Source organism: Chryseobacterium sp. MFBS3-17, from assembly GCF_020687745.1.
Taxonomy (GTDB): Bacteria; Bacteroidota; Bacteroidia; order Flavobacteriales; family Weeksellaceae; genus Marnyiella.
This window is the reverse complement of record NZ_JAJEWK010000009.1, coordinates 112677-135741: the sequence shown is the minus strand read 5'-3', so window position 1 is coordinate 135741 and position 23065 is coordinate 112677. Positions and strand designations below refer to the sequence as shown.

22 protein-coding genes are annotated in these 23065 nt (G+C 44.2%); 13 read left to right on the top strand and 9 right to left on the bottom strand.

What is annotated here, in order from left to right; all coding sequences use genetic code 11:
- Positions 1-103: 103 nt before the first annotated feature.
- Positions 104-541 (top strand): DUF6438 domain-containing protein, encoded by a 438-nt coding sequence (locus tag LKO26_RS07180; protein ID WP_227587174.1) that lies wholly within the window; start codon positions 104-106, stop codon positions 539-541.
- Positions 542-778: 237 nt separating this feature from the next.
- Entirely contained in the window at positions 779-2029 is a 1251-nt protein-coding gene (locus LKO26_RS07175) for a DEAD/DEAH box helicase (protein WP_227587173.1), read from the top strand.
- A 195-nt stretch (positions 2030-2224) separates the two neighbouring features.
- On the opposite strand, the gene LKO26_RS07170 is transcribed toward LKO26_RS07175, so the two are convergent.
- The 7 genes from LKO26_RS07170 to LKO26_RS07140 form a co-directional block, all read right to left on the bottom strand.
- Positions 2225-2989 carry a TatD family hydrolase gene (locus LKO26_RS07170; RefSeq protein ID WP_227587172.1) on the bottom strand — a complete coding sequence of 255 codons (765 nt, stop codon included), beginning with the start codon at positions 2987-2989 and terminating at the stop codon, positions 2225-2227.
- Positions 2990-3150: 161 nt separating this feature from the next.
- Positions 3151-4101, bottom strand: a complete 951-nt coding sequence (locus LKO26_RS07165) for a GSCFA domain-containing protein (protein ID WP_227587279.1) — start codon at positions 4099-4101, stop codon at positions 3151-3153.
- Between the two features lie 20 nt (positions 4102-4121).
- Positions 4122-5093, bottom strand: coding sequence for a polyprenyl synthetase family protein (locus LKO26_RS07160; protein WP_227587171.1), 972 nt, complete (start codon positions 5091-5093; stop codon positions 4122-4124).
- Between the two features lie 113 nt (positions 5094-5206).
- Positions 5207-6343 carry an inorganic phosphate transporter gene (locus tag LKO26_RS07155; protein WP_227587170.1) on the bottom strand — a complete coding sequence of 379 codons (1137 nt, stop codon included), beginning with the start codon at positions 6341-6343 and terminating at the stop codon, positions 5207-5209.
- Positions 6344-6376: 33 nt separating this feature from the next.
- Complete coding sequence (locus LKO26_RS07150) at positions 6377-7015, bottom strand: DUF47 domain-containing protein (RefSeq protein WP_227587169.1); 639 nt, start codon at positions 7013-7015, stop codon at positions 6377-6379.
- 88 nt (positions 7016-7103) lie between these two features.
- A complete protein-coding gene (locus tag LKO26_RS07145) occupies positions 7104-7820 on the bottom strand; it encodes a DUF2490 domain-containing protein (RefSeq protein ID WP_227587168.1) in 717 nt (238 codons plus the stop codon).
- A gap of 186 nt (positions 7821-8006) precedes the next feature.
- Entirely contained in the window at positions 8007-9686 is a 1680-nt protein-coding gene (locus tag LKO26_RS07140) for a DEAD/DEAH box helicase (RefSeq protein WP_227587167.1), read from the bottom strand.
- 250 nt (positions 9687-9936) lie between these two features.
- Here LKO26_RS07140 and LKO26_RS07135 point away from each other — a divergent pair, with 250 nt between their 5' ends.
- Positions 9937-10590 carry a DUF2461 domain-containing protein gene (locus tag LKO26_RS07135; protein WP_227587166.1) on the top strand — a complete coding sequence of 218 codons (654 nt, stop codon included), beginning with the start codon at positions 9937-9939 and terminating at the stop codon, positions 10588-10590.
- A 2-nt stretch (positions 10591-10592) separates the two neighbouring features.
- Here the strand turns inward: LKO26_RS07135 and trmD are convergent, their stop codons facing one another.
- Together trmD and LKO26_RS07125 are read right to left on the bottom strand one after the other, a co-directional pair.
- Positions 10593-11267 (bottom strand): tRNA (guanosine(37)-N1)-methyltransferase TrmD, encoded by a 675-nt coding sequence (trmD, locus tag LKO26_RS07130; RefSeq protein WP_227587165.1) that lies wholly within the window; start codon positions 11265-11267, stop codon positions 10593-10595.
- Positions 11264-12526, bottom strand: a complete 1263-nt coding sequence (locus LKO26_RS07125) for an NAD(P)/FAD-dependent oxidoreductase (RefSeq protein WP_227587164.1) — start codon at positions 12524-12526, stop codon at positions 11264-11266. Before LKO26_RS07125 ends, trmD begins: the two co-directional genes overlap by 4 nt.
- Before the next feature lie 605 nt (positions 12527-13131).
- Between LKO26_RS07125 and LKO26_RS07120 the strand changes: the two genes are divergently transcribed.
- The 10 genes from LKO26_RS07120 to pfkA all read left to right on the top strand — a co-directional run bounded on the left by LKO26_RS07120 (position 13132) and on the right by pfkA (position 23044).
- Positions 13132-13995 carry a glycoside hydrolase family 25 protein gene (locus LKO26_RS07120; protein WP_227587163.1) on the top strand — a complete coding sequence of 288 codons (864 nt, stop codon included), beginning with the start codon at positions 13132-13134 and terminating at the stop codon, positions 13993-13995.
- A gap of 454 nt (positions 13996-14449) precedes the next feature.
- Positions 14450-16327, top strand: coding sequence for an ABC-F family ATP-binding cassette domain-containing protein (locus LKO26_RS07115; protein ID WP_227587162.1), 1878 nt, complete (start codon positions 14450-14452; stop codon positions 16325-16327).
- Between the two features lie 99 nt (positions 16328-16426).
- Positions 16427-17290, top strand: coding sequence for a mechanosensitive ion channel family protein (locus LKO26_RS07110; RefSeq protein WP_227587161.1), 864 nt, complete (start codon positions 16427-16429; stop codon positions 17288-17290).
- A gap of 58 nt (positions 17291-17348) precedes the next feature.
- On the top strand, positions 17349-18701 hold the full coding sequence (locus LKO26_RS07105; protein ID WP_227587160.1) for a hydroxymethylglutaryl-CoA reductase, degradative: 1353 nt from the start codon (positions 17349-17351) through the stop codon (positions 18699-18701).
- Positions 18702-18719: 18 nt separating this feature from the next.
- Positions 18720-19304 (top strand): energy transducer TonB, encoded by a 585-nt coding sequence (locus LKO26_RS07100; RefSeq protein WP_227587159.1) that lies wholly within the window; start codon positions 18720-18722, stop codon positions 19302-19304.
- Between the two features lie 67 nt (positions 19305-19371).
- Positions 19372-19761 (top strand): DUF423 domain-containing protein, encoded by a 390-nt coding sequence (locus tag LKO26_RS07095; RefSeq protein ID WP_227587158.1) that lies wholly within the window; start codon positions 19372-19374, stop codon positions 19759-19761.
- Between the two features lie 12 nt (positions 19762-19773).
- The gene (locus LKO26_RS07090) at positions 19774-20094 is read left to right on the top strand and encodes a response regulator (RefSeq protein WP_410681581.1); all 321 of its coding nucleotides are present in this window, start codon (positions 19774-19776) and stop codon (positions 20092-20094) included.
- A 59-nt stretch (positions 20095-20153) separates the two neighbouring features.
- Complete coding sequence (locus LKO26_RS07085; RefSeq protein WP_227587156.1) at positions 20154-20411, top strand: zinc ribbon domain-containing protein; 258 nt, start codon at positions 20154-20156, stop codon at positions 20409-20411.
- Positions 20412-20530: 119 nt separating this feature from the next.
- A complete protein-coding gene (gene sucC / locus LKO26_RS07080; protein ID WP_227587155.1) occupies positions 20531-21724 on the top strand; it encodes an ADP-forming succinate--CoA ligase subunit beta in 1194 nt (397 codons plus the stop codon).
- Between the two features lie 333 nt (positions 21725-22057).
- A complete protein-coding gene (pfkA, locus tag LKO26_RS07075) occupies positions 22058-23044 on the top strand; it encodes a 6-phosphofructokinase (protein WP_227587154.1) in 987 nt (328 codons plus the stop codon).
- The last annotated feature ends 21 nt before the right edge of the window (positions 23045-23065 follow it).

Sequence of the window (23065 nt, the reverse complement as noted above, 5' to 3'; positions counted from 1 at the left end):
GCCAGCACTACAATCTCTTCGGAATAATTCTTGGAAGAATCCCTTTAAAAAAATGAAATTTCTTTTCAGTATCTTCGCTTTGTTCATTTTAAATTCCTGTGCCATGCAAAATTCCGTTACTTACAGCAAAATAGAATACGAGGCAGGTGCCTGTTTCGGGTTTTGTCCGATATTTAAAATAACCATTCTCCCCGACCGCTCGGCCGTTATTGAGGCAGAACATTTTACTTTTTCGGAAGGCAGATCCAAAGATGACCTTAGTAATGAACGTGAGGGAACTTTTACGGCTACCCTCAGTCCGGAGGACTATCAGCAACTCCTCACGCTGCTGGAAGCTGCAAATCCGCATACCTTACAATCCCGTTATGGAAACCGGCAAATCACCGATTTGCCCACCGCCACGCTCCGCCTTTTTTACAAAGATGGCACCCAAAAAGAAATTGAAGACTACGGCAAGCACGGTACCGAAGAACTTGCCGCTATTTACCGGCATATTGAAAACCTGCGCAAAACCCGGCAGTGGACCAAAACTGACGGTTAGTATCCGTCGTAATGCACATCGTGTACTTTTCAGTATAAATGGGCTGAGTCTTATTTTTTTGACCTATCTTTGCCGCATGACTCCTTCTGTGCAGAAGGATTTTCTATGAACGTTGTCATTCTGAAATGAATCTGCCCCCTCCGGCAGGAAACCGCCACTTGTGTTTCTTCTCATTTTTCTGCGTTACATCTATAAAAGAATGACGATTAATCTTTTATTTAACTTAAAACATTTCTTTTGAAATTTACAGAACTAAAACTGATAGAGCCCATCCTGAAATCTTTGCAGGAAGAGGGTTACGAAAACCCGACACCCATACAGCAACAATCTATTCCCAATATTCTGCAGGGCAGAGACCTGCTGGGAACCGCCCAGACGGGAACCGGAAAAACGGCAGCTTTTGCCATTCCCATCCTCCAGAATCTTACCGAAAAGAATCTGCGCAACCCGCACATCAAAGCACTGGTACTGACGCCCACCCGCGAACTCGCCATCCAGATTGAAGAAAGTTTCAACGCTTATGGCAGACACCTGAAACTGAAAAACCTAGTCATCTTTGGCGGAGTAAAACAAGGCGCTCAGGAAGCTGCTCTGAAAAAAGGTGTGGACATTCTGATTGCCACTCCCGGCCGCTTGCTGGATTTTATTGGCCAGGGAATTATTTCCCTCAAAAATCTGGAAATCTTTGTGCTGGATGAGGCAGACCGGATGCTGGATATGGGTTTTGTGCACGATGTGAAGCGTGTGGTAAAATTACTCCCTCCTAAAAGACAAACGCTGTTTTTCTCGGCTACATTTCCTGCTGAAATTGAAAATCTGGCAGATTCCATGCTCACCAAACCCGTTCGGGTAGAAGTGGCGCCGGTATCTTCTACCGCCGAAACCATTCAGCAGAAAGTATATTTTGTGGAACGGGATGACAAACTGGATTTGCTGACCCATATCCTGCAAAATGACATTCATGAATCGGTACTCGTTTTTGCACGGACCAAACACGGAGCCGATAAAATTGCCCGCAAACTACAGAAAAGCAAAATTTCTGCAGAAGCCATTCACGGAAACAAATCACAGAATCAGCGGCAAAATGCGCTGAGCAACTTCAAGTCCGGGAAAACCAGAGTATTGGTCGCCACCGATATTGCCGCAAGGGGCATTGACATTGACGAGCTGAAATATGTGGTGAATTTTGAGCTGTCAGATGTGTCCGAAACCTACGTGCACCGCATCGGGCGTACCGGAAGAGCCGGTGCAGAGGGAAAATCCATCTCGTTTGTGGACGGTCTGGATCTCATTAACCTGAAAAATACCGAAAAGCTCATTGGCAAGAAAATCCCGGTGGAAAAAGACCATCCGTATCACACGGACGATCTGGTGGTACAGAAACGGGACAGCAACAACCGCTCTTTCACCCCGAAACCTACCCCGCAGGCAAAAGAGAACATTGGCTTCAAGAAGGTGAAAAATAAAAATTTCTTCAGAAAGAAGTAATTTCCACCGCATTATCATCCAAAGAAGCCGTCTCATAACTTAATGAAACGGCTTTTATAATGATTTTCTCACAGACTCCTATCAGAGAATGGTGCCCAAATATTAAAATCTCAAGCAATTAATTGAGTATTGAGACAGTTTCTTTTTTATGAAGTCAAAACAGGCAAATCTCCGAACCCGGGGACTTATCGGGCTTTACTTCCCGAACATCCTCAGTGCATTTTCCGTGGTTCTGCAGTCTATTTCGGCATAGTCCACGCCATAAATATCTACCAGTTTGCCTGCTACCAGTGCAACATAGGAACTTTCGTTTCTTTTGCCGCGGAACGGTACCGGTGCCAGGTAGGGTGAGTCGGTTTCCAGTACAATATGATCTAGCGGAATTTCATGCAGAAACTGATCTATTTTTCCGTTTTTAAAGGTCACCACCCCCCCAATTCCCAGCATAAAGCCGAGACTGATGGCATGATGTGCCTGCTCCAGTGTGCCGGAAAAACAATGAAAAACACCCCGCAATTTCGGATGTTTCTTTCGCTCTAAAACGGCAAAGACCTCATCAAAACTCTCACGCGTATGGATGACGATGGGTAAATCATGCTCAATCGCCCAGTCAATTTGCCGCTCAAACGCCTTAATCTGAATATCCAGAGTAGTTTTGTCCCAGTACAGATCTATTCCAATTTCACCGATGGCCGGGAAATCTCTTTGGTTCAGGTATTTTTCAACCATCTCCAGCTCCTGCTCCCACGTTTCCGGCTTCACGGAACAGGGATGCAGCCCCATCATCGCAAAAATCGCATCCGGATATTTTGCTTCCAGGTCCAGCATTTTTTCATGGGTTTCTGAGTCTATGGCCGGCAGGTAAAAGCGGTTCACCCCTTTGTCCAGCGCCCGCTGGTACACTTCCGGAAAATCGGAGTCGAATTCTGAGGAATAGAGATGGGTATGGGTATCGATCATGTTGTTTTGTCTTTAAATTTGCAGCCCGACTTGAACGGAGCTCTTTTTGTGATGCGCAGCGGCACAAAAAAGCGGGAGTGGAAGGCGGATACAGCTGCCATAAAAAAAATAAAGTACGGCAGTTTCCCGCGGTTCCGCACACAATTTCCGTATCTGTGCTGCTAAAATATTTTATGCTTGACCCTGGTCTGCTGTGTGGCAATCCTGCTGTTCAGTTTTTCCAGAAATTCCTGATGTTTCGGGTGGGTGTGGTCTTCGGGTTTGTGATTCAGCGCTTTGGAGATATTGAAATTTTCTTCTATAAAATCCATGGTTTCATCTGAAAAATAAGCATTTCCGAATTTTTCAAAAATATAGTTCACCGCCTGCGCACTGGGATGAATCATGTCTTCTTTGTAGAAGCGGTAATCCCGCAGATCATCCATCATCAGTTCATATACCGGCAGATAGGTGCAGTTTTCGTATTGGGCTACGGTCTGGTGCAATGCGGTAATGAGCAGTGCCTTGCTGAGCTGATTTTCTGCCATACCGTCTTTGGTATGCCGCACGGGAGAGACGGTGAACAGAATCTGCACCTCCTGCGGGCAGATGTCCGTAAGATTTTCTATGGTTTCTGCTATGGATGCCGTAATTTCGTCCAGGGTAAGCAGCCGTTTGCTGAAAAATTTACCGGGAATTTTATGACAATTGGCCACCAGCTTTTTTCCGGGTAAAAACTCGTAAATAAAAGAGGTGCCGTAGGTGATGATGACCCAATGGCTTTTTTGCAGAAACTGACTGGCCTGTTCTATTTTCGCATTGATTTTTTCCAGCGTCTGATGCGGAAAACGGGCATTGAAACTACTATGGTGATCCAGAGAAATGGCTTGCTGATCAAAGGAAATTAAATCCTCCTGAGTATATAAAGCCGAGTCATGAATTCTGCGCAGGGCATGGTTTATGGAATACGGATTAAACAAGGTTCCATAGGGATTGTTCAGGGTCTGGATCTGCCCTTTGGCCAGGAGTTCTGAAATCTCCGCAGAGAAGCAGGAACCCATGGTAAACACGCAGTCTTCCACCTGTATTTTCTGCCGGGACTCCGGGATATTGATTTCTGTACGGAATTTCATCATGCTACTCGCTACAATGACTAAGACTCTCTTCTGAGCAGGTAATTGGCCAGTTCTATAAATGGTTTTTTCTTCTCGTCACTCACCTCAATTTTCATAAGGTAATCATGTGCAATTTCGTTATGTTTTTCTACCAGGCGCAGGGTTTTCTCATCTACCTTGGTACGACGCAGGATTTTCTCTACGCCGTAGATTTTATCTACATTATCGGTTTTTTTGGAATACCAGAAGTCCAGTTCTTCCAGCTCTGCCGGTGTGGCATGCTCACGGGCCAGCAGGTAGAGTACGGTTTTTTTGTTCTCGTAAATGTCGCCAGCGTGTTTTTTACCGAAATCTTTCTGATTGCCAAACACATCCAGATAATCATCCATAATCTGAAATGCAATCCCGATATGCTTTCCGAAGTTAAAGATATTTTTGGCATCTTTGAAAGGAGCTCCGGCAATAAGGGCACCAATTTCGAATGAGGAAGCGCTGAGCACTCCTGTTTTATAGGTAATCATCCGGATATATTCCTCATAGGTGACATTCGGCTGGGTTTCGAAATTAATATCATACTGCTGTCCCTCGCACAGCAACAAACCGGTATGGGTGAAGACGCGCACACAGGCTTTGTACAATTCCGGTTCCAGGTCTTCAAAGAATTTATAGGCTTTCAGGAGCAGGCCGTCTCCGGAGAGGATTCCGGTATTGAGGCCATACACGGTATGGATGGTGGGTACATTTCTGCGCAGGGGCGCTTCGTCCATAATATCATCATGAATCAGGGTGAAGTTATGAAAATATTCTATGGCCAAAGCCGGTTTGATGGCTTTTTTAAGATCACCGCCAAACAGATCACACGCCAGCAATACCATGATAGGCCGCAGTCTTTTCCCGCCATGAGAGATGATATAGTTCATAGGCTCATAGAGCTCTTCGGGCTTATCCCTGAAGGTATATTTCTCTATAGCTTTTGCGATGATTTCCTGATATTGGTCTATAAATTCCATAAAAAAAACTGCTTTCCTGCAAAAATACGATTATTAAACATTTTATGCGCTACTGCACACAAAAAAAACCATCTCAGATTGAAATGGTTTATGCTTTTTTAATAATGGTAAAATTATCTGATAACCAGGTAGATGACGGCCGCAATAATGGCGCTTACAGGAATGGTAAGAATCCATGCCCAAAGCAGGCTCACCGTAATCCCCCACCGTACCGCAGATACTCTTTTTGTAAGTCCCACCCCAATAATGGAACCTGTAATGGTGTGGGTGGTAGAAACCGGCACTCCCAGGTGGTCTGTAAGGAACAGGGTTAATGCCCCGGCTGTTTCTGCACTCACGCCTTCCAGTGGTGTCACTTTGGTAATTCTGGTTCCCATGGTTTTCACAATCTTCCAGCCTCCGCTCATGGTTCCCAAACCGATAGCCAGGAAGGATACAAACGGTACCCAGATATAATCTGTGGTAAAATATGCGAAACGATCGGCAGAATCCATCACCGCGTACGGATCATTACCGCCTACCATAGTGACGTGGTAATAAATAACTGCCGCTCCAATGATTCCCATTACCTTCTGCGCATCATTCAGACCATGTCCCAGACTGAACAGTGCGGAAGAAAACAACTGCCATTTCTTGAACTGCTGATCTGCTTTATGAGGATTGGTATTCTTTGCTGCATTCACAATAATCAGGGTAATGATGACGGAAACCAACATCCCCACCAGCGGTGCCAGGAAGATGAACAGGAAAATAGGAATAACCTTTTCATACTTAATGACGCTCTGGGTAAAGACCTGTGCCAGGGCTTCCTTCACCTTGGCAAAAACAGACAGATCCGGACTGGCAAGGTTTACCGCCTGATAATCGATAACAAAGGCATGCATAAGCGCAGCTCCCAGGAATCCCCCGATGAGCGTATGCGAGGACGAAGAAGGAATCCCGAACCACCAGGTCAGCAAATTCCAGAAAATAGCAGCTACAAGACCGGCCAGAATCACCTCCAGATTAATGAAGTCTTCGTTTACAGTTTTGGCGATCGTGTTCCCGATTTTAAATTCACCGATGATATACATGGCCACAAAGAATGCGGCGAAGTTCCACACTGCAGCCCACAGTACCGCCTGAAACGGCGTGAGAACCTTGGTGGAAACAATAGTTGCAATAGAATTGGCAGCATCATGAAACCCGTTGATGTAATCAAATATAAGGGCGAGTACGATGATGACAATCAGAAGAATTGGTAATTCCATTCTTGTTGAGAAGTAATAAAAATTAATAATCAGTTAGGCGTACTTGATGATGATGTTTTCAATGGTATTGGCTACATCTTCCGCTTTATCTGTCACGATTTCCAGATGATCCAGAACGTGCTTGGTTTTGATTACCAGAATGGCATCATTGCTTTCAAATATCTTCAGAATACCCTGGCTCAGCACATCGTCTGCAAGGTTTTCGAAGGAGTTAATTTTAATACAGGATTCTTTTACCTCGGCCATATTAGAGAAATTATTCAGATGCTTCATGGCGTTCTGAATCTCGACACACGATTTATGAATCAGCAGTGAAAATTCAGAATATTCTTTGGCAAAAGGAGTTTTATACAGGTAGATGTATTTGGCAGAGGAATACAGGTAATCTGCAATATCATCCAGACCGGCAGCCAGTGCGCTGATATCTTCACGGTCAAAAGGGGTGATAAAGTTTTCTCCCAGCTGTACGAAGATTTCATGGGTCAGATCATCCATTTTGTGTTCGTAATCGCTCATTTTCTTCAGAAGCGCATCATCATTCAGGTCAAAATCCAGCATTCCTTCATGAAACTCACGAGACATGTTCACTAAAGTGTCTGCTACTTTTTCAAAAATCACATGAAACACTTTATCTTTTGGCTGAAAAGCCTTGAAAATATTACCAATTCCCATTTCTAAAATTTGTTTTTTTGAGTTTGCAAATATCCGTAATATCTGACAAACGATTTTTTATTTACTATTAAGTTTTGTTAACATACATTTAATCAATCACCGGATAAGACTGCGGATAATCTTTCAGACGGTCTATGGTGAAGTTCAGGGCAAAATACATGAAATGCAGATTACGCTGTCCGGACGCCGAGAACTCGCGCTGCCACATATACCCCAGGTTGGCACTCACATTGCGGCTGTACACATATCCTACCCCGCCGAAGAGTCTGTTCCGCTTGAAAGCGGGCAGTTCCGGACCGAAGAAAAGCTCCTCAAAAGCATTGACATAAAATGTGTTGGCCTGCATTTTTTCATTGTTCAGCGGTACAGAAGCCGTAAGTCTGTAGCGGTAACGTTCGGTATTTTCTTCCGTATCGGTCTGCGGATAACTGAAGAATCTTTTTTCTGCGCGCACCCGGTGATCCAGCTTCAGGCGGTCTATATTATGTGAATAAATATACTGAAGCCACAAGCGCATTTCACGCTGATAAAATTTACTGTTCCGGTAGGTTCCATAAGTTCCGATTCCGACAAACGGCTGGTGGTTTCCGATATTGTACCCGATGCCTCCCTTCACTTCGTAATAGTCAATTTTCACAAAGTCTTCTATGCCGCGGGACTGCAACTCCAGCAGTGCCTGCCAGTTTTCATCATGCTTATAGGTGAGGGTCGCCACGTTGAAAGAGGAAATATGCTCCCGGGGATTCGTCTGAGCAAAAATCCACTGAACCGCAAAGATTCCAATTAAAAAAAGTATTCTTTTCATTAAACTTTATAGTATTCTTTTCATTAAACTTTATTGAGACTGCAAAGGTACGGTTTGCTTATTTTAACAATGTTAATTTAATATTAAGTTAATAGTAACTTAACATGATTTTTATCTGGCACAGCATGGCACAAAAAAAGCACAAACCCGCCAAGTTTGTGCTTTCAATAATTTGCATCAGAAAAATCAGTTTGCCTCTTCGGCGCGCATGGGTTTTCCTTTGAATTTCTGTGTCTGCAGACCACGGATCACCTCATCTTTATATGATTTTTCTACCTCGAAGAAAGAAAATTTCTCCAGGATTTCTATATCACCAATGTTCGGACGCTTCCTGGATTTGGACGTGGCTTTATTCAGAATTTCCAGCATATCCATTTTTTTCAGCTGATCTCTTTTTCCCAGATTGAAGAAGAACCGTACCATATCACCGTGTGCTTTCCTTCCTTTTCTGTCCCGGCCGCCGTCACGTTTGCCATCGCGCTCTCTTCTGTCCCCATCTCTACGGGAACGTTCCCTTCTGCTTTCGCGGCCGTCATCTGCATTGAACTTCTGATCTGCCAGATCCTGTCTTCCGTTATAGAAGAGTGCAAGATCACGCAACTGCAGTTGCAGCAACTGGTGCACCAGTTCTTCTTTGCTGAACGCAGAGAGATCCGGAATCAAGGCATCATCAAATGTGAAAAGTTCTTCGTGCTCGGTAAACAGTTTTTCAAAAACTCCTGCCACCTGCGATTTCATAATTTCTGAACCGGTCGGGATTTTCTTTTCGGAAATTTCAATTTTAGTGGAGGTGCGGATTTGCTTTAACTTTCTCTGCTCTTCCGGCTTAATCAAGGCCATGGAAATCCCGTCTTTACCGGCACGGCCTGTTCTTCCACTGCGGTGTACAAATACCTCGGGATCATCCGGCAGTGAATAGTGAATGACGTGGGTCAGTGAGTTTACATCCAGACCGCGGGCTGCCACGTCTGTAGCTACCAGAATATCGATGTTTTTCAGTCTGAATTTTTTCATCACGGTATCCCTTTGCGCCTGGGAGAGGTCACCATGAAGCGCATCGGCAGCATAACCGTTCTGCATCAGGAAGTCTGCAATTTCCTGCGTTTCCATTCTGGTTCTGCAGAAAATAATGGAATATTGGTTTGGGTTGGCATCAATCAAGCGTTTCAGTGCTTCTTTTTTCTGACGGTAACCCACCACGTAATATTCATGCTTGATATTTTTCTTCACCTCATTAATGGATCCTACCGAAATTCTGTGAGGCTTGGTCAGGTAATTTTTAGAAATACGCTCTACCTCTTTGTTCATGGTGGCACTGAAGAGGAAGGTCTGTTTCGTCTCCGGTGTTTCGCTCATGATGGTTTCCAGGTCATCTTTGAATCCCATAGACAGCATTTCATCTGCTTCATCCAGCACCAGCCAATGGATTTCAGAAAAATCCAGGGCTTTTCTGTTAATGAGGTCAATCACCCGACCCGGCGTGCCCACAATGATCTGTGGCTTTTCACGCAGCGAGCGGATTTGATCCATAATGCTGCTTCCTCCATAAACCGCAGTGGTTTTGATGTTGGGCAGGTATTTCGAATAGTTTTTAATGTCTTTGGTAATCTGCAAACAAAGTTCTCTTGTAGGACACAGCACCAATAATTGGATTTTGCGACTCCCGTCGTCAATCATATCCAAAATCGGAAGCGAAAATGCTGCTGTTTTGCCTGTTCCTGTTTGCGCAAGTGCGATGAGATCGCGAATATCTGAAGAGATAAAAGGAATAGTCTGTTTTTGGATTTCTGTAGGGCTTACAAAGCCCAGTTCGCCAACTGCCTTCAGTATTTCAGGACTTAGGTTGGTCTCCGTAAATAAATTCATGTAAATGATCGTCTATAATTCGGGGGCAAAGATACGATTTTATTTTCGGCAACGAAAGGCCATTTTTTTTATGAATTTTTTGAAGTAATTTTTCTACAGTTCAGTCTTTGTGGTTTATGGCCGGGGGTAATTTACAGTTTGGAAATGCGACACTCTCCCGTCATTATTTATTGTTCAAATGGATGAGAGAAAACCGCCAAAAGAAGTTCGTTTCATTTTTATTTGAATAAATTTGTATCAAAGTAATCCTATGAAGTCTTCTACCCTCCTCTTTCTGAAACACCTGGCACAAAACAATAACCGCGAATGGTTTATGGAAAATAAATCCCGCTATACCGAAGCGCAGGAAGATGTCATTCACTTCGTGCAGGAACTTATAGAAGAAACGTCGGTTTTTGATGAAGAAACAGGCCGACTGGATGCCCGGAAAGCCATTTTCCGGATTTACCGTGATGTCCGGTTTTCTGCTGATAAATCTCCGTACAAAACCAATTTCGGCGCAAGCCTGGGCATGGGAAAAAGCGGCCGGGTTTCCGGTTATTATCTGCACATCGAGCCGGGAAAATCTTTTCTGGCAGGTGGCGTGTACAGGCCAGAGCCGGCGGTATTAAAGGAAATACGGAAGGAAATTTCCAATAATGGTACAGAATTTCTAAGCATTCTGAACTCGGGTAAATTTCGCAATAACTTTCGCGGACTGAGTGTGGAAGGCAAACTGCAAAGGGTTCCCGCAGGATTCGAAAAGGACGATCCCATGGCAGAATATCTGAAACTGAAAAATTTCAATGTATCCCTTCCCGTCTCTGATGAAGAACTGCTGAATCCCGGTGCTGCAAAAAAATTTGCGGAGATCTTCAGGTCCATCAAACCAATGAACGATTTTCTGGAATCACCATTCCGGTAAGGTTACTTCAAAAGATCCGGTCTGCGTTCTGTGGTAATGCGCACCGCTTCATCATGCCGCCACTCTTCAATTTTCTTAAAATTACCGCTCAGGAGCACCTCCGGCACACGCAATCCTTTGTACTCTTCGGGGCGTGTGTAAATGGGTGGCGATAGAAGTCCATCCTGAAAACTGTCTGTGAGCGCACTTTGTTCATCATTCAGAACACCGGGCAAAAGCCGGATCACCGAATCTGCCAGTACGCAGGCCGCCAACTCGCCACCGGTAAGCACAAAATCCCCGATGGAAATTTCCCGGGTCACGTGCAAATCCCGCACCCGCTGATCAATTCCCTTGTAATGCCCGCAGATGAGCATCAGATTATTTCTAATGGAAAGCGTATTGGCAATTTTCTGATTCAGGGTTTCGCCTTCGGGAGTCAGATAAATAATTTCATCATATTCCCGCTGAGATGTCAGCTCTGAGATACACTGGTCCAGCGGCTCCACCATCATCACCATTCCGGCACCCCCGCCATAAGGCTCATCGTCCAGTTTACGGTATTTCCCGATTCCGTATTCCCTGAGTGCATGAAAGTGCACTTCTGCAAGGCCTTTTTCTACAGCTCTTTTCAATATAGAGGCCTGAAACGGACTCTCCATCAGTTCCGGGAGCACGCTTATGATGTCAATTCTCATTGTTCGGTATTGTTTTTCTTATTGGGCAGAATAATGAGTCGAAGGGAGGAATCCTTGTTGAAATAGCTCCACATCCAGTTAAAGAATATGGCAATTTTATTCCGCACACTCAAAATGAGCATCAGGTGCAGAAACATCCAGAAATACCAGGCAAAGACGCCCTGGAATTTCCACTTCGGCAGATCTACCACTGCTCTGTGTTTCCCGATGGTGGCCATACTTCCCTGGTCCACATACTCATACTCCACCCAGTCTTTTTGTGAATTTTTCAGGATGTTTTTACCCAGATTTTTTCCCTGGTTTATGGCTACATTGGCAACCTGCGGATGTCCCTGCGGATAATTAGGGGTTTCCATATAGGCAATATCGCCTATGGCATAAATATTTTCGGTACCGATGACTTTGTTATAACGGTCTACCACATATCGGTTGCGCATCATCTGTTCCTCATTCAGTCCGCTGATGATATTTCCGGTAACACCGGCTGCCCAGATGACATTATTGGCAGCTATTTCCTGGCCGCTGGCCAGAAAAACTTTCTCTCCGTCATAATCCACAACGCGCTCGCCGCTCATAAAATTCACCCCGAAATCTTTCAGATACTCGGCAGATTTTTCCTGCGATTCTTTACTCATGGTATCCAGCGGAGCATCTGAGGCACTGATGAGGATGATATTGAGATCATCAAAATTCATGTGCGGATAATCCCTGGGCAGGACAAATTCTTTCATTTCCGCGAAAGCACCGGCCAGTTCCACACCGGTAGGACCACTGCCTACGATGACAATGTTCCAGTTGCCGTCATCACTGCGCCTGCGTTCTATAATGAGTTTTTCAAAAGTGAGCAACACCTGATTCCGGATGGCGATGGCTTCCTGGGTATTTTTCATCCCGAAGGTGAGCGATTCCATTTTGTCATTGCCAAAGAAATTGGTTTTACAACCGGTAGCAATCACCAGTTTATCATAGGAAAATTCGGCATCATCTGTGATGACTTTATTTTCTTCCGGTAAAATTTCCCGTACTTTGGTCATGCGGAACTGAATATTGTGCGATCGCTGAAAGATTTTGCGAAAGGGGAAAGAAATATTACTGGGTTCTATACGCCCGCAGGCCACCTGATAAAACAAAGGCTGAAACATATGGTGGTTTACCTTGTCCAGTACAAAGACTTTTTTTCTTTTATTGTTCAGGGTTCTTGCCAATTGCAGTCCCGCAAACCCGCCGCCTATAATGACTATTTTTTCCCGTGCTTCCATACGCTTACAAAGTTACCGAAAATTTGGCAGAAGATGAATGCCTGCCGCCTGTGAAATTTGCGGCAATTATCTGACCATTATGAGACCTGAAGGGGTAAAACTCTTGATTATTAGAAAAAAACACCTTTCCTTCGCCGGGTTTCAGACAGCATTATGGCTAAAAACGAAAGTATTTTGAATTTTGAAACAAATCAGTATGTGATTGACCGATCATTATTTCCCTTTTCGATTTTTAATTTTCATAAATGATGAAAGAAAGAAAAAGGATAAAATGAAATTAATAATGATACCAAATATATGTAAATAGGATACGTTTTTGGTTGGGGTAATCCATTTTTATAACACCCCAGGTTTCTATTCCAGCCAATATTGCCAACAAGCAAAATAGTAACCACTAAATGAGGGGATGCTTTTTCAGAATTTCATTCATAAAAATACCGTGTTATCTGATGTGTTATTCACCTTATTCTCAATCCTTTAATCAAAGATACCAAACCTGATATTTAATACAATTCTTCAGATGCTAAGTTTAAAGCAAAATTTCGACAAATGGTTTCCTGTCAAAAGTATCTGCGGAACCAATAAAAAACTATTTTTGCAGCATCATGGCAGTGAAAAAGAAGAAGCGGCAAACGCGAAGGAAAATTCATAAAAAACGAAAACGGCACTTTCTGCTCCGGCGCGGGATGTTGCTTTTTATTCTGTGTGTAGCACTGGCCGGTACGGGACTGTATCTGAAGCAGAAAATTTCTTTTTACTATGCCATGTATTTTGACAAATTTGAGCACAAGAAACTGACCAACAGTGCCGCCGAAGAGGAGCGGATTCACAAAATCATCGGAGCCAATACCGACAAGACTTTTGGCATTGATATTTCTCATTACCAGCGCAAGGAAGACTTGCAGTGGGACAGCCTTTCTGTGGGCAACCGCTCTGTTCCTATAGAATTTGCAGTACTGCGGGCCACCATGGGCAATCACAGCAAAGACCGCCATTTTGAGGAGTTCTGGGCACTGGCCAAAAAGCACAATCTGGTGCGTGGCGCCTACCATTTTTACCGTGCCGATGAAGATCCGGTGAAGCAGGCCAATAATTTCCTGGAACAGGTTCCGCTGGAGAGCGGCGATTTGCCACCGGTTCTGGATATTGAAAAAATCCCGAGGCGCAAAACGAAGGAAAAACTGATTGAGGATCTGAAAATTTGGTGTAAAATTGTGGAAGACCGCTACGGCAGGAAACCCATTATTTATACCTATTACCATTATCACAAAGATTACCTGGAGGGGGAGTTTGACGATTACCCGCTTTGGCTGGCAAATTATAATGATGTGCCGCAGCCCTCCCCTCATAGCGACTGGAATTTCTGGCAATTTACGGAGAACGGTATTGTGTACGGCATCAATACCAAGGTAGATGTGAACATCTACAACGGCAGTTTGTGGAGTCTGAAGCGGATGACGCTGGAGTAATAAACCCTACCCTGACTAAATAATATTATCTTGTACTGTCAACCAGAAAACATTTCATGAAAACGGCCCTCTACCTTTTTTCCGCTGTAATTTCCGTCCTGTACGCTGCATGGATGATTGTACTGTTCCTGTACAGTGGTTTTAACCAGACGTTCATATGGGCACTTGCCATTCCCACAGGCATTCTGATTTGGTTACTCAGGTCTTTTCATCAAAATTCAAAAAGCACAAAGCTTAAAGTTTACATCGTAATTATCTGGCTGTCAATGATCTTAATTTCCTACCTGTTTCTGCGTGAATTCCTGATTGCAGATTACAAATAGCGCTTATTCCTGTGGAAAGCAGCACTGAATTCACTTCCTGATCGTACACCGTCACTGCCAATACAATCCAATTCCGTATTTTCGCAGAAATTTGAACAGCCGCCAGCGGCTGCTCCACTTAGATTGTCATCATGAACTACGTTACGGCTGAAAATTTATCCAAATCCTACGGGCTGAAATCACTCTTCGAAAACATCACCTTCCATGTGAATGAAGGCGATAAAATAGCCATTGTGGCCAAAAACGGCAGCGGAAAATCTACCCTGCTCAAGATTCTGATGGGTAAAGAAATCGCCGATTCAGGCACAGTTACTGTCAACAAGGACATTCAGGTGGTGCTCTTTGATCAGGAAATTGACTTTGACCCGCAGCTGAGCATCGAAGCGTATATGATGACGCTGGATTCTGCTCCTATTGCCGCGGTGAAAAACTACCACCATGCCCTGCACACCGGCAATCCGGAAGATATGGAAAAAGCCATGACCGAAATGGAAATGCACAAAGCCTGGGATCTGGAAAATGAGATGAAACAAATTCTTTCTCAACTGAAAATCACCGATCTGGAGGCCAAAATGGGAACCCTCTCCGGCGGACAGGTAAAACGGGTGGCCCTGGCCAAACTCCTCACTGAAACCCGTGCCGAGCACCGCCACATCCTCCTGATCATGGACGAACCTACCAACCACCTGGACGTGGACATGGTAGAATGGCTGGAAAACTATCTGAACAAAGCAAAAATCACCCTCTTGCTGGTCACCCACGACCGCTATTTTCTGGATGCTGTATGTGACACCATCTGGGAAATGGAAGACGGAAACCTCTACCTGCACCGCGGGAGCTACGCCACCTATCTGGAAAATAAAATGATCCGTGAGGAAAATCTGAACGCCACCATAGACAAAGCCAACAACCTGTACCGCAAGGAACTGGAATGGATGCGCCGCCAACCCAAGGCCCGCACCACCAAATCCAAATCCCGCATCGATGCATTCTATGAAACCGAAAAAACCGCCAAGACAGACACCCGGAAAGAAAGCCTGGAACTGGACTTCGAAATGAAACGCCTGGGCAGGAAGATTCTGGAACTGCACCATATTGACAAAAGCTATGGCGATAAAGTATTGTTGAAGGATTTCAGCTATCAGTTTCAGCGGGGAGATAAAATCGGGATTGTAGGAAAAAACGGCGCCGGGAAATCAACACTCCTCAATATCATTCAGGGGCTGGAACCGGCAGACAGGGGCACCATAGAAACCGGTGAAACCATTCAATTCGGTTATTTTTCGCAGAAAGGCCTGCATTATAATGAAGATGAACGGGTCATCGACTTCATCCGCGAAATCTCAGAAAACTTTCCGCTGGCCAATGGCCGTACCATTTCGGCATCCCAGTTCCTCCGGCTCTTTTTGTTTGATGACCAGACCCAGTATTCGCCTATCTCTAAACTTTCGGGTGGCGAAAAAAGAAGGCTACACCTCATGTACGTGCTGTATCAGAATCCCAATTTCCTGATTTTTGATGAACCCACAAACGACCTGGACCTGCCTACCCTCACCGTACTGGAGAATTTCCTGCAGAATTTTCAGGGCAGTCTGATTATTGTCTCACACGACCGCTATTTCATGGACCGCATTGTAGATCATGTGCTGGCTTTTGAAGGCAATGGCAAAATCCGCGACTTTACCGGAAACTTTTCAGAATACCGCGAGCGGCAAAAGCAGGAAGAAGCCGGCCAGAAGGAAGAAAAAACAAAAAGCACGGAAGTACCGGCAGCGAAAGCCGCTGAGCCAAAAAATCAGCTAAAAAAGAAACTCACCTTCAAAGAACAGCGTGAACTGGAACAAATAGAAAAAGAAATGCCGGAAACAGAATCTGCGCGGGATGAAATTCTGAAACAACTGAACAATGAAACCGACTACCAGATTATTGCGGACCTTTCTACCAGACTGGAAGTACTGACCGAAAGACTGGAAGAAATGGAAATGCGCTGGCTACAACTACAGGATTAAGAAATACCGCACATATTAGCATTTTTTAACGCTGAATAAACTTCGATTTGGCAGAGTTTTGGAAGCCATTTTTATTTAAATTCGCACAAATTCTCCGTCATGATTCTTGAAATTGATGTTACCCAACTGAAATATGTAGATATTGTATATGAAGTGATGCAGCGCTGGTATACCAAATTTGCTGCAGCCACACCAAAAATTCTGGTCGGGATTCTGGTTTTCGTAATTATTCTGATGCTCAGCTCCTACCTCAGCAAACTCTCGGTTTCACTGTTTCATAAACTTTTTCCTAAAAGCAAAACCAACTCGGTAGTGGCGCTTATCGGATTTTTTAAATTTCTGATTATCCTGATTGGTGCCTTTATTTCATTTGAAATTATGGGTCTGGGCGGGCTGGTGCTGAAGTTCATTGGTTCACTGGGTGTAGCCGGGGTCATAGCCGGTGTTGCGCTGAAAGATCTGGTTTCATCTGCCTTTTCCGGGATGCTCATTGGCCTGGACAAAGCTTTTGCAGCGGGAGATTATGTAACCATTAATAATGTATCCGGGGTGGTGGAAGACATTGGTTTTCTGACCACAAAAATCATTACAGACGAGGGAAAAAAGGTCTATGTGCCCAATCAGCTGATTTTCAGCGCACCTTTTGTAAACTATTCCGCATCCGCCCAAAGAAAAATTTTCATTGAATTTGAAATCGCCAATAAAGAAAATCTGGCCAATGTAAAAAAGGTAATCATGGACGAACTGCAGAAATTCAGTTTTGTAGATCAGCCGGAGCAGTCTGAAGTGATTTTTAAAAATCAGAATCTTGGCATCTTTCATCTGGAAGTCCGTTTTAAAATGAAAACCGGCGAGAATTTGCTGGCCGTACGCAGCGAAGCCATTATGCAGATTAAAAAACGCCTGGATGATGAAGGCATTGAAATGCCTCTGCCCGCATTCCCGATAGATTCTCAATCCTGATACAGGAAAACTCTTTTAACCCCGCAATTTCCCGTTTATACGCTGAAATTATTTATATTTGAAATTCAAAATCAATTCAATGAATCATCAGCCGGTAGAAGGTTTTTCTAAACTTACAAAACAGGGAAAAATAGAATGGATCATCAGCGAATATCTGAATAATGACCATCAGTATGAAGAAGTTCTGAGGCAATACTGGAACCAGAATCCGGAGCTGCAGCAACTCCACGAGGAATTCTCTGAAAACACCATTTCCAATTTCTACATGCCCTACGGCATTGCGCCCAATTTCCTGATAGACGGAAAACTGCTGGCTCTGCCTATGGCGGTAGAAGAAAGTTCGGTAGTAGCCGCTGCATCCAAATCTGCCAAATTCTGGCTGGACAAAGGCGGTTTCAGAACCACCATCATCAATACCAAAAAACTGGGACACACCCATTTCATTCTGGATGTGGAACCGCATAAACTGCAGCATTTCTTCAACTTTAAACTCAAAAAAAGACTGTTTGAAGCCACCGAAGACATTACAAAAAATATGCGCAACCGTGGCGGCGGAATTCTGAACATCCGACTGATTGATAAAACCGCTGATCTGGAAAATTATTTCCAGCTGAAGGCCAGTTTTGACACGGTGGATTCCATGGGAGCCAATTTCATCAATTCTTGTCTGGAGCAGTTTGGGAAAACATTGAAAGAAGAAATTGATCTGGATAATGATTTCACCCCCGAAGAGAAAAACTCTCTGCAAATCGTGATGAACATTTTGTCCAATTTCACCCCGGACTGCATTGTACGTGCCGAAGTTTCCTGTCCTATTGAAGATTTAAAAGACGACAGCGGAATTTCCAATGAAGAATTTGCGTCCAAATTCAAGCGTGCCGTTACCATTGCAGAGATAGAACCCTTCCGTGCGACCACGCACAACAAAGGCATTATGAATGGTGTGGATGCGGTAGTCATTGCCACCGGAAACGATTTCCGGGCTACTGAAGCGTGTGCACATGCGTATGCAGCCAAAGACGGAAAATACACCAGCCTCACGCATTGTACCATAGACAACGGAATTTTCAGATTCTGGATAGACCTGCCCATTTCTGTAGGGGTGGTAGGCGGACTGACGAACCTGCACCCGCTGGTAAAATTTTCTCTGGCACTGCTGGGCAAGCCCTCTTCACAGGAACTGATGAGTATTCTGGCCGTTTCCGGACTGGCCCAGAACTTTGCAGCCCTTCGTTCTCTGGTCACCACAGGAATCCAGAAAGGTCATATGAAAATGCATTTGTTCAATATCCTGAATCAGTTTAAAGCAACTGAGGAAGAAAAGCAACATTTTGTACACTATTTCAAAGACAAAACGGTAAGCCACCACGAGGTGATTACCGAACTGGAAAAACTGCGCGCAGCCAAATAACCCTACAAATCAACAGATATGAAAAAAATTCTTCTTCTGCTGACCACTTTTTTATTGATGATTCCACTGAACGCCCAAAAGACCAATACCGGCTGGCTGAATTCGGTGCGTCACATTTACAAGAAGTACGACAGTGCACTGCAATCCATCAACATGCCAGAAGAGGATGTGGAAGCTTCTAAAATTAAGGCAAAAGAACAAAGAACAGCGTCTTTAAAGGAAATACACCAGCGCATTATTGCCAATGAAGTATTCATCGGTTCCGAGAAAAATGGAAAACCGGACCGCAGCGCAGAAGATGAACAAACGTCTGCAATACCAGAGACTTCTATGGTACAACTGCGGGCACTTCAGCAGAAATTTGCCCAGATTTTTCCGGCAGATGCCCTGGCAGAAACCGGCAATCATTCGGCAATGCTGACCTTCACGCTTGATACCGACGGCAAAATAAAAAAAGTGCAGGCCCAAGGTGCAGACGAAGCCTTCAACCTGGTAAGCATCATCACCCTTTACAGCCTGAACTCTACCATAGACCCCATTTTATTTAACGGCCAGAAAGTAGCCACCAATTTCACCATTCCGGTGAAATTCAAGGTACAATAGCAGGTGACTATACCGAAAGTCAGGATTAGATTTTGTACCTTCGGCACGCAAATTACGCTAAACAATTATGAAAACATTCACATTAGTTTTTGGTGCCGTTTACGGTCTTCTTTCGGTAATTCTAGGAGCATTCGGAGCACATGCTTTCCGGAAAATCCTGACTCCTGAAAAGCTGGAAAGTTTTGAAACAGGAGTAAAGTATCAGATGTACTCCGCACTTTTTCTGCTGATAGTGGGCTATATTCTGAAATTTGAATCACCCTCAGAAAAATGGATTTCTATTTTAATGATTGTGGGCACGTTTCTGTTCTCAGTAAGCATTTATTTTCTGTCATTTCAGGAACACTGGAACATCAAACTCAGTTTTCTGGGTCCCGTCACACCGCTTGGCGGTCTGCTGATGATCATCAGCTGGGCGATGCTGATCTGGTATTTTGCGAAAGCGAAATTATCCTGAAACATGACGTAAATTCAAAGATTACGGAATGAAAAAAAAGTTCTGATTTTCGAGGGAAATAAAGTGACAGGTTCCGCACTGAATTCAATACTGGAAGATCAAGGCTACCGTGTTCATCTGGAACCGGATACCGATCGCATTCTGGAAATACTCACTTTATTCGAGCCTGATCTTATTTTGATAGCGAGAAGATTTAAAACCATGGGAGTGGTGCCTGCTCTGGAGTTTATAAAACAAAAACCTTTTCACCATAATATTCCTGTAATCCATTTGACTACAAGCAATGACAATGAGAAAGAAGCCCTTGCTTTAGGCGTTTATTCGGTGATTTAAAACCGATTGATCTGAATAGATTATTAAATGAGATTGACTTCTTAACAAAAAATAGCTAAATGTTTTTCATCTTCGGACTCAACAGAAAACCGCTGGGCAAAGAAAACCGGCAAATTCAGCGCAACGGGCAACTGGTGAACGCCATCATCACGGTGTACAAAAACTATTTTGAATTGTTCTTCATCCCGCTGATTCCTTTAGGAAAGAAATACAGCATTTATATCCCGCATACCGATGAATATTTTGAAGATGGTTATTTCTCAAAAATACCGGATGATTTAAGGGAAACCTGCAAAGACGCAGGAAGAACTTACTGACCCTGGCACAATCTTCCAAAATGGCTAAAGATGAAAATCATACCGAAATAATCTTCCATCTCCTTAGTTTTTTATAAATTTGTAAATCTTTTTAAAAAATTAAATCTAATTCAAATATTATGAATCTTCACGAGTATCAGTCCAAAGAGATTTTATCAAAGTACGGCGTTACTATTCAGCGCGGTTTTACTGCTAATAATGTAGAAGAAGCTGTAGAAGCAGCCAACAAATTAAAAGAAATGACCGGCGCAGAAGGTTGGGTGGTAAAAGCTCAGGTGCACGCAGGTGGTCGTGGAAAAGGCGGTGGCGTAAAGTTCTCTCCAAACTTGGACAAACTGAAGGAAAATGCAGAAAACATCATCGGGATGCAACTGGTGACTCCGCAGACCTCTGCCGAGGGTAAAAAAGTAAACATGGTGCTGGTAGCAGAAGATGTGTACTATCCCGGTGAAACCGAAACCAAAGAATTTTATGTATCTATCCTGCTGGACAGAGCTCAGGGCAAAAACATGATTGTCTATTCTACAGAAGGAGGTATGGACATTGAGCACGTAGCCGAAGTAACACCGCACCTTATTCATAATGAAGTCATTGATCCTGCAGTAGGCCTTCAGGGTTTCCAGGCCAGAAAAATTGCCTTCAACCTGGGACTGAGCGGAGATGCGTTCAAGGATTTTACCAAATTCATCACTTCCCTGTACAATGCTTATGTAGGAATTGATGCTTCCCTGTTTGAAATCAACCCGGTACTGAAAACATCAGACAACAGAATCGTAGCCGTAGATGCTAAAGTTTCTCTGGATGACAACGCACTGTTCCGTCACAAAGATCTGGCCGCACTGCGCGATACCAGAGAAGAAGATCCTACAGACGTGGAAGCCGGTGAAGCAGGTCTGAATTTTGTAAAACTGGACGGAGATGTAGCCTGTATGGTAAACGGTGCCGGACTGGCAATGGCTACCATGGACATCATCAAACTTTCCGGCGGTAACCCTGCAAACTTCCTGGATGTAGGTGGAACTGCAGATGCAGAAAGAGTACAGAAAGCCTTCGGAATCATCCTAAAAGATCCGAACGTAAAAGCCATTCTGATCAATATCTTCGGAGGAATCGTTCGTTGTGACCGTGTCGCGCAAGGTGTGGTTGATGCTTATAAAGCCATGGGGAACATCCCGGTACCTATTATTGTAAGACTACAGGGAACCAATGCGGTAGAAGCCAAACAAATCATTGATGATTCCGGTCTCAATGTACATTCTGCCATCACACTGGAAGAAGCAGCCAACAAAGTAAAAGAAGTTTTAGGACAATAATTTCCTTTGTACCCTATACCAAAGCCGTTTCCGTGGAAACGGCTTTTTTGCATGCTTTCCCCGCGAAAATTTCAGGATCTCCTCAACCGCCAGAAATTCAAGCACCAGACTGCCGTTAACGGCGAAATCTCAAAATTCATGAAATTTAAACCGCCAATCTCACTCGCTTATTTCAGAAACATTGTTCACCCGAAATCCTGCACCACTTACCCTAAAATCCGGAGATTTATACGGCGTACAGTGCATTCCCAAACCGTTTTCTGATTCGTGGAGGGCATCCACCCTTTTCTCACTTTAAATTCGTAAATTTGCGGAGCACAATTCAGATGATCTATGGCAGAACATACCATTAAGAAAATTGGCGTTTTCACATCCGGTGGAGATGCGCCCGGCATGAATGCCGCCATACGCGCGGTCGTAAGAACTGCCAACTATTACGGAATCGAATGCTATGGCATCCGCGAAGGATATAACGGACTCATCCACGGCCATTTCACCAAAATGGGACCCCGCTCGGTGAGCAACATCATCAATCTGGGTGGCACCATCCTGAAATCTGCCCGTTCTGAAGATTTCCGAACCCCCGAAGGCAGAAAAATGGCCTACGAACAATGTCAGAAACATGAAATCAATGCACTGGTATGCATCGGCGGCGATGGTACATTTAAAGGAGCCAAAGTGTTCAACGAAGAATATGGCATCCAGACCATATGCATTCCCGGCACCATAGACAATGATATCTTCGGTACAGATACCACCATCGGATACGATACCGCACTCAATACGGCTATGGAAGCCATAGACAAAATACGGGATACGGCCACGTCTCACAACCGCGTGTTTTTTGTGGAAGTAATGGGTCGCGACGCAGGTTTCATTGCCCTTAACTCCGGAATTGCCACCGGCGCGGTAGATATTCTGATTCCGGAGCAGAAAGACAGCATCAATGATCTTTTTGACACGTTCCGAAAATCTGCCAAAAGAGGCAAAAATTCCAGCGTGGTAGTAGTGGCAGAAGGAGAAGAACTGGGCAATGTGTACGAACTTGCCAAAAAAACCAAAGAAGAATTCCCTGCCTATGATATCCGCATCACCATCCTGGGTCACATCCAGAGAGGCGGATCCCCCACCTGCGGAGACCGCGTACTGGCCAGCAGACTGGGCTACGGAGCCGTAACGGGACTTATGGAAGGGCGCACCAACGTGATGGCGGGCATCAGATCTAACCAACTGGTGTACACGACCATAGAAGAAGCCATTAAAAAACACAACACCATTAACAAAGACTTGCTGCAGATCTCAGAAATTCTGGCGCTTTAGCAGGTATAAAAATGAACTATA

Excerpts from the sequence above, each read along its gene's own strand:
- LKO26_RS07165 (WP_227587279.1), bottom strand. The coding sequence starts at position 4,101 with ATGAAATTCCGTACAGAAATCAATATCCCGGAGTCCCGGCAGAAAATA.
- LKO26_RS07120 (WP_227587163.1), top strand. The coding sequence starts at position 13,132 with ATGGCAGTGAAAAAGAAGAAGCGGCAAACGCGAAGGAAAATTCATAAA.
- LKO26_RS07085 (WP_227587156.1), top strand. The coding sequence starts at position 20,154 with ATGTTTTTCATCTTCGGACTCAACAGAAAACCGCTGGGCAAAGAAAAC.
- pfkA (WP_227587154.1), top strand. The coding sequence starts at position 22,058 with ATGGCAGAACATACCATTAAGAAAATTGGCGTTTTCACATCCGGTGGA.
- LKO26_RS07135 (WP_227587166.1), top strand. The coding sequence starts at position 9,937 with ATGAAGTCTTCTACCCTCCTCTTTCTGAAACACCTGGCACAAAACAAT.
- LKO26_RS07140 (WP_227587167.1), bottom strand. The coding sequence starts at position 9,686 with ATGAATTTATTTACGGAGACCAACCTAAGTCCTGAAATACTGAAGGCA.
- trmD (WP_227587165.1), bottom strand. The coding sequence starts at position 11,267 with ATGAGAATTGACATCATAAGCGTGCTCCCGGAACTGATGGAGAGTCCG.
- LKO26_RS07155 (WP_227587170.1), bottom strand. The coding sequence starts at position 6,343 with ATGGAATTACCAATTCTTCTGATTGTCATCATCGTACTCGCCCTTATA.
- sucC (WP_227587155.1), top strand. The coding sequence starts at position 20,531 with ATGAATCTTCACGAGTATCAGTCCAAAGAGATTTTATCAAAGTACGGC.
- LKO26_RS07110 (WP_227587161.1), top strand. The coding sequence starts at position 16,427 with ATGATTCTTGAAATTGATGTTACCCAACTGAAATATGTAGATATTGTA.
- LKO26_RS07095 (WP_227587158.1), top strand. The coding sequence starts at position 19,372 with ATGAAAACATTCACATTAGTTTTTGGTGCCGTTTACGGTCTTCTTTCG.
- LKO26_RS07160 (WP_227587171.1), bottom strand. The coding sequence starts at position 5,093 with ATGGAATTTATAGACCAATATCAGGAAATCATCGCAAAAGCTATAGAG.
- LKO26_RS07150 (WP_227587169.1), bottom strand. The coding sequence starts at position 7,015 with ATGGGAATTGGTAATATTTTCAAGGCTTTTCAGCCAAAAGATAAAGTG.
- LKO26_RS07115 (WP_227587162.1), top strand. The coding sequence starts at position 14,450 with ATGAACTACGTTACGGCTGAAAATTTATCCAAATCCTACGGGCTGAAA.
- LKO26_RS07125 (WP_227587164.1), bottom strand. The coding sequence starts at position 12,526 with ATGGAAGCACGGGAAAAAATAGTCATTATAGGCGGCGGGTTTGCGGGA.
- LKO26_RS07100 (WP_227587159.1), top strand. The coding sequence starts at position 18,720 with ATGAAAAAAATTCTTCTTCTGCTGACCACTTTTTTATTGATGATTCCA.
- LKO26_RS07170 (WP_227587172.1), bottom strand. The coding sequence starts at position 2,989 with ATGATCGATACCCATACCCATCTCTATTCCTCAGAATTCGACTCCGAT.
- LKO26_RS07145 (WP_227587168.1), bottom strand. The coding sequence starts at position 7,820 with ATGAAAAGAATACTTTTTTTAATTGGAATCTTTGCGGTTCAGTGGATT.
- LKO26_RS07180 (WP_227587174.1), top strand. The coding sequence starts at position 104 with ATGCAAAATTCCGTTACTTACAGCAAAATAGAATACGAGGCAGGTGCC.